The 6,259-nt window shown below is 70.6% G+C and carries 6 protein-coding genes; all 6 read right to left on the bottom strand.

Annotated elements, in window-relative coordinates:
• A partial coding sequence (locus ABDW35_RS30000) for a glutathione S-transferase family protein (protein WP_343717515.1) occupies window positions 1-502 on the bottom strand: 502 nt, incomplete at its 3' end.
• A gap of 267 nt (window positions 503-769) precedes the next feature.
• On the bottom strand, window positions 770-1,891 hold the full coding sequence (gene pqqE, locus ABDW35_RS29995; RefSeq protein WP_343717514.1) for a pyrroloquinoline quinone biosynthesis protein PqqE: 1,122 nt from the start codon (window positions 1,889-1,891) through the stop codon (window positions 770-772).
• Window positions 1,888-2,172, bottom strand: coding sequence for a pyrroloquinoline quinone biosynthesis peptide chaperone PqqD (gene pqqD / locus ABDW35_RS29990; RefSeq protein ID WP_343717513.1), 285 nt, complete (start codon window positions 2,170-2,172; stop codon window positions 1,888-1,890). Before pqqD ends, pqqE begins: the two co-directional genes overlap by 4 nt.
• Entirely contained in the window at window positions 2,169-2,906 is a 738-nt protein-coding gene (gene pqqC, locus ABDW35_RS29985; RefSeq protein ID WP_343717512.1) for a pyrroloquinoline-quinone synthase PqqC, read from the bottom strand. The genes pqqD and pqqC overlap by 4 nt, the downstream gene beginning before the upstream one ends.
• 10 nt (window positions 2,907-2,916) lie before the next feature.
• Window positions 2,917-3,834: a pyrroloquinoline quinone biosynthesis protein PqqB gene (gene pqqB / locus ABDW35_RS29980; protein WP_343717511.1), complete on the bottom strand. Its 918-nt coding sequence runs from the start codon at window positions 3,832-3,834 to the stop codon at window positions 2,917-2,919.
• A 290-nt stretch (window positions 3,835-4,124) separates the two neighbouring features.
• Window positions 4,125-6,152: a phenylacetic acid degradation bifunctional protein PaaZ gene (gene paaZ, locus ABDW35_RS29975; protein WP_343717510.1), complete on the bottom strand. Its 2,028-nt coding sequence runs from the start codon at window positions 6,150-6,152 to the stop codon at window positions 4,125-4,127.
• Window positions 6,153-6,259 lie beyond the last annotated feature (107 nt).

Here is a 6,259-nt window from a genome sequence, read left to right as displayed (position 1 = left end):
GCAGGGCGGTCGCCACCCGGAAATCGGCATAGGTCAGGCGGTCGCCGATCAGCCAGGTGCGCTCGGCTAGGATGCGGTCGAGGATGGGGCCGAAGGTCGCCAGATCCTCGGCCGCGTCGTCCAGCGCCCGCTGGTTGGCGGGGCGTTCCAGGAATTGCGGGCGGATCAGGTTCTCGAAATAGAACACGTCGCCGGCCCGGGTGAAGTGATGGGTGCCCCAGCTGACCCAGCGCAGCATCTCGATCATGCGCTCGTCGGTCGGCCAGAACGCGCCGCCCGCCAGGGTCGACAGGCGGTAGGCGATGGCATCCGTCTCCCACAGCGGGGCGCGGCCGTCCTCGGTCAGGATCGGCACCCGCGTGTTCGGGTTCAGCGGCCGGAACTGCTCACGATAGCGCGGGTCCATCGGGCTGGCGCGGACGAACTCGACCGGCGAGCCGAGATGCTTGGCCACCGCCACGGCGACACGCGGGTTGAGGTTCGGGGAGTAATAGAGCTTCACGGCGCTGCCTCCTGAGCGGGACGGGGTCGCAGGGCGATGGCCTTGCACCCATGGTCGCGTGGGAGCGGGGAGAATCGACAGGGCAGTGAACGATAGGTGCTCAGCGGATGGGCCTAAGCCACCCCCTCACCCGAAATCGCTGCGCGATTTCGACCTCTCCCCAGGGGAGAGGTGTAGCGGCGCTGACCTTGTTTCCCTCTCCTTGGGGAGAGGGAGGGGCCCGCCGCGTTGGCGGCGGGAGGGTGAGGGGAAAACCGCCAGAGGACCCTACCGCACCGGCTCCGCCGGCCCGCGCATCCGCCGGTAGACGAAGTCGGGCGGTGCGTCGCTGTGGGCTGCGGTTCGGGCGAGGCCCAGCATGGTGTCGTGGAACGGCGACAGCGCGCAGGCCGGGTCGGTGGCGTCGGCCTGGCCGGTCAGCGCCAGGGCCTGACAGCGGCAGCCGCCCCAATCGACCTCGCGCTGGTCGCAGCTGCGGCACGGCTCCGGCATCCAGGCGGTGCCGCGGAAGCGCTGGAACGCGTCCGATGCCGCCCAGATCTCGGCCAGCGGCCGGTCGCGCACCGATTCGAAGCCGAGGCCGGGGATGGTCTCGGCCGCATGGCAGGGCAGCACGCGGCCGCTCGGCGTGATGTTGAGGAAGCGCCGGCCCCAGCCGCCCATGCAGGCCTTCGGCCTCTGGGCGTAGTAGTCCGGCACGACATAGTCGATCACCAGGGCGCCGCGCAACCGCTCCCGTGCCGCCTCGACCACGTCGCTGGCCCGGTCCAGCTGCTCGCGGCTCGGCATCAGCGCGTCGCGGTTGTGCAGGGCCCAGCCGTAATACTGGACATGCGCCACCTCGATCCGGGCGGCGCCGAGTTCGACCGCGAGGTCGATCATCTCGCCCAGCCGGTCGAGATTCTGGCGGTGCACCACGGCGTTCAAGGTCAGCGGCAGGCCTTCCTCCCGCACCCAGCCGGCGAAGGCCAGCTTCTTCGGCTGCGCGCCCGGGTAGTGGCCAATGCGCTCGGCCGATTGCGGGTCGGTGTCCTGGATGCTCAGCTGGGCATGGTCCAGCCCGGCCTCGACCAGGGCGTGGAAGCGCTCCCGGTCGATGGCGACGCCGGAGGTGATCAGGTTGCTGTACAGCCCGGCGTCCCGGGCGCCGCGGATGAGTTCCTCCAGGTCGCGCCGGACGGTCGGCTCGCCGCCGGAGAAATGCACCTGCAGGATGCCGAGCGCCGCCGCCTCGCGGATCACCCGCAGCCACTCCTCGGTCGACAGCTCGTCGCGAGCCCGGTCCATCTCCAGCGGGTTGGAGCAGTAGGGGCATTGCAGCGGGCAGCGATGCGTCAGCTCCAGCAGGGCGGCGAGCGGCGGCTCGGGGCGGGGGGCGATCTGGTTCATGGCGCCAGGATCCGCTTGGCGGTCAGGTCGTCGATCAGCTGGACCACATCGGCCTCGACCTCGCCGGGCTCGGCCTCGAAGCTGCGGGCCAGGTCGGCGACGATCTCGGCGACCGTGGCGGTGCCGTCGCAGCGGCGGACGATCTCATGCGCGGTCTCGTCCAGCAGGATCACCCGCTCCGGCGCCAGCACCACCCAGCTCTGCCGCGCCTCGTCCCAGCGCAGCCGCGACCCCCGCGCCAGCTGTGGGCGGGACGGGACGGTGTCGGGTGCTGCGCTCACCGCCGCCCCTCGGGGACGAAGGCGCCGGGCGGGATGTGGCCGGGCTCGACATAGGCGTGGTGCAGCGCGTCCAGCTGCGCCCACAGCACGTCGCACTTGAACAGCAGGGCGTTCATCACATCCTGCTGCTGGTCCGGCCGCCGCGCCTCCCGCTTGACATAGTCGAGGGCGAAGTCGGAGTCGCGCGGCGCCTGGGTCAGGCGCTTGTCGAAATAGGCCAGGGCGTCGCGCGAGATGAAGTCGTAATTCGCCAGCATGCCGGCGACGCGGTTGCCGATGATGGCCGGCGCGAACAGCTCGGTCAGGGACGACGCGACCGCCTCCAGCAGCGTGCGCTCGCGCACGAAGCGGACATAGGCGTCGACCGCGAAGCGGGTGGCCGGCAGGATGCCGCGGCCGTCGATCACCGCTGCGCGGTCCAGCCCCAGCGCGTCGGTCAGGTGCAGCCAGCGGGCGATGCCGCCTTCGCCCTCGCGCTCGCCGTCATGATCGACCACGCGCTGCCGCCATTCGCGGCGCAGAGCCGGATCCTCGGCCCGCGACATCAGGGCGGAATCCTTCAGCGGGATCCGGCTCTGATAGTAGTAGCGGTTCAGCGCCCAGGCCTGCACCTGGCCCCGGTCCAGCTTGCCGCCATGCAGCAGGGCATGGAACGGGTGGCGGTCATGGTAGCGCTCGCGCCCGATCGCGCGCAGCGCCGCCTCGAGCTGGTCCGGGGTCATCAGGTCGCTCATCGGCTCGTCCTCACAGCGCGATCTCCATGCCGTCCTCCGCCACCTCCCAGCCGGCTTCGGCCAGGGCGGCGCGTTCGGGCGAATCCTCGATCAGGATCGGATTGGTGGTGTTGACATGGATCAGGATCCGACGCCTGGTGTCGAGATCGGAAAAGGCGGCGACGGTGCCGTCCGGCCCGTCGATGCTCATATGGCCCATCCGCTTTCCGGTCTTGGCGCCGACGCCGGTGGCGATCAGCTCGTCGTCGCGCCACAGCGTGCCGTCGAAGAACACCAGCGGCGATCCCTGCAGGCGGGCGCGAAGCTCCGGCGTCATCGCGGCGCAGCCGGGGATGTAGTGGAAACGGGTGCCGTTGGCCGCGATCTCCAGCCCCAGCGTCTCGTCCGGCGCGCCGGACAGGTCGTCGCCGGCCTGGCCCTCAAGGTACAGCGGCACCTTGCCGGGGACCGGGAAGGCGGTGACGGTCAGGCCCAGGCTGCCGCCATGGCCGGCTATCGCGAAAGGTCCGTTCGGCACCACGGCATGGCGGTCGACGCAGCGGGCGCTCAGCGCGTCGAAGATCGGGTTGGCGGCGAGGGCGGCCAGCACCGGCGGCGCCGCCCACAGGGCGAAGGGCTGGGATTCACGCATCGACAGCAGCCCGGCGACATGGTCGATCTCGCCGCTGGTCAGGATCACCGCCGCGATTGGGGAATGGCGCAGCCCGTCCTGCGGCCACAGCACCCTGTTGGCCGCCACCTGCTGGCGAAAGTCGGGGGAGGCGTTCAGCAACAACCAGCGCTCGCCGTCCGCACTGACGGCGAGGGAGGCCTGGGTGCGCGGCTTGGCGCGCAGAGCCCCGGTCCGCACCCCCCGGCTGGTGGGCGCGTTGCAGTTCCATTGGGGAAAACCTCCGCCGGCGGCGGAACCGAGGACGACGATGCGCATGGTCTCAGCCCCGCTTTCGGCAGCCTCGCCGGATCCGCCATCAGGCGGAGGTTGGTCTTAAACGGTCGCGCAGGCGTAGGCGTTGATCTCGCAGCCGACAGAGATCTCGCGGACCTTCGGAGTCTTCCAGCGCTTCATGAGACGTCTCCATAAGGGTCAGTGCTCTTGGGATGACGCCTCGGCCCGGCGCTTGGTTCCGGGCCGCGACATCCTGAGCATGATGCGCCTTCCGCGCGCGAGGGGAATACTACTTTGGAGCCATGCCGCAGGTTTGTTGTCGCACCGCGGGCTCAAGCCGCCTTTGGTCGTGCGCTCATGGTCAGCAGGTCGTAGCGGGCGACGGTCTCGTCAGCCTGGTTGAAGACCTCGACGTCCCAGCGCACCTCGCCGTATTCCGGCATCCGTGCGGCGGTCTTGCGCTTGACCGTCAGCCGCACCCGGATCGAGTCCCCGGGCGACACCGGCTTCAGGAAGCGCAGGTTGTCGAGGCCGTAATTGGCCAGGAGTGGCCCGGGTGCCGGGTCGACGAACAGGCCGGCGGCGAAGGACAGGATCAGGTAGCCATGCGCCACCCGGCCGGGGAAGAACGGGTTCGCCTTGGCCGCCTCCTCGTCCATATGGGCGTAGAAGGCGTCGCCGGTGAAGGCGGCGAAATGCTCGATGTCCTCGATCGTGATGGTGCGGGCCGGGGTTTCCACCGTCTCGCCGACCTGGATCTCCTCATAGTTGCGGCGGAACGGGTGGATCGCCGGCACCGGCGCCGGGGCGCCCTGCAGCCAGGTCCGGGTCAGGGCCGACAGGCGGGCGGGCGACCCCTGCAGGGCGGTGCGCTGCAGATAGTGGTGCACGCCGCGGATGCCGCCCAGTTCCTCGCCGCCGCCGGCGCGGCCGGGACCGCCATGCACCAGGCCGGGCAGGGGCGAGCCGTGGCCGGTCGATTCGCCGGCGCAGTCGCGGTCGACGATCAGGATACGGCCGTGGAACGGCGCCAGGCCGAACACCAGCGCGTCGGCCACCGCGTTGTCATAGGTGAAGACCGAGGCCACCAGGCTGCCCTCGCCGCGGCGCACCAGCTCCACCGCCTGGTCCAGGCCGTCATAGGCGATCACGGTCGCCACCGGCCCGAAGGCCTCGACCACATGTACCTTGCGGGCGCGGGCCGGGTCGGTGCAGCGCAGCAGCACCGGGGCCAGGAAGGCGCCGCCCGGGGCGCCGTCATTGGCGGGATCGCCGACCACCACCTCGGCCTCGGCCGACAACTCGGCGATGCGGGCGCGGACGTCGTCGCGCTGGGCGAGGCTGACCAGCGGGCCCATCCGCGTGCCCTCCTGCCGCGGGTCGCCGATGGCCAGGCCAGTCAGCTTCTGCGCCAGGGCAGCGATGACGTCGTTCTCCAGCGCGCGGGGCACCAGGATGCGGCGGATGGCGGTGCATTTCTGCCCGGCCTTGGCCGTCATCTCGCGCACCACCTCCTTGACGAACAGGTCGAATTCCGGCGTGCCCGGCGTCGCGTCCGGTCCCAGAACGGCGGCGTTCAGCGAATCCCGCTCGGCCACGAAGCGCACCGCGTTGCGCGAGATCACCGGGTGGTTGCGCAGCCTTTCCGAGGTCTCGATCGACCCGGTGAAGGCCACCAGGTCCTGGCCGGTCAGGTGGTCCAGCAGGTCGCCGGTGCCGCCGGCCACGAATTGCAGGGCGCCCGCGGGCAGGATGCCGGACTCGGTGATCAGCTTCACCAGCGCCTCGGCGACATAGGCGGTGGCCGAGGCCGGCTTGGTGATCACCGGCACCCCGGCCAGGATCGCCGGCGCCAGCTTCTCCAGCAGGCCCCAGCACGGGAAGTTGAAGGCGTTGATGTGCACCGCCACGCCGGTCAGCGGCGTCAGCACATGCACGCCGATGAAGCTGCCGCCCTTGGACAGGCGTTCGACCCCATCCTCCAGCAGGAAGCGCTCGCTCGGCAGTTCGCGACGCCCGCGCGAGGCATAGGCGAACAGCGTGCCCAGCCCGCCATCGATGTCGATCAGGTTGTCGCGCTTCGTCGCGCCGGTGTCGGCGGCGAGGGTATAGAGCGGCTCCTTGCGCTCGGACAGGTACAGCGCCAGCGCCTTCAGCATGTCGGCACGCTGGTGGAAGGTCAGCCGGCGCAGCGCCGGGCCGCCGACCTCGCGGGCATGGCGGACCATCGCCGCGAAATCCAGGCCGCGGCTCGACAGCCGGGCCACCACCCTTCCGTCGATGGCGCTGGCGATGTCGGCCAGCCCCTCGGTCGCGGCGACCCAGCGGTCCTCGGCGTAGCTCTGCAGGATGGCGGTCATGGCGTCCTCCCGATCACCCGGTCCGCGTCGGTTGGCGATTGACAGGCCGGATCTCGGGTCTAAGAATTAACCGAACGATCGTTCAATTCAAGAGGCCCGGCGCAACC

Origin of the sequence: Inquilinus sp. (assembly GCF_039594555.1) — a bacterium.
In the GTDB taxonomy this organism is placed as follows: Bacteria; Pseudomonadota; Alphaproteobacteria; order DSM-16000; family Inquilinaceae; genus Inquilinus.
The sequence above is the reverse complement of the archived record's forward strand: the minus strand, read 5'-3'. Positions and strand labels throughout refer to the sequence as shown.

Bases quoted from the DNA above. Each gene is read 5' to 3' on its own strand.
- pqqE (WP_343717514.1), bottom strand. From the start codon at position 1,891: ATGAACCAGATCGCCCCCCGCCCCGAGCCGCCGCTCGCCGCCCTGCTG.
- pqqB (WP_343717511.1), bottom strand. From the start codon at position 3,834: ATGCGCATCGTCGTCCTCGGTTCCGCCGCCGGCGGAGGTTTTCCCCAA.
- pqqC (WP_343717512.1), bottom strand. From the start codon at position 2,906: ATGAGCGACCTGATGACCCCGGACCAGCTCGAGGCGGCGCTGCGCGCG.
- paaZ (WP_343717510.1), bottom strand. From the start codon at position 6,152: ATGACCGCCATCCTGCAGAGCTACGCCGAGGACCGCTGGGTCGCCGCG.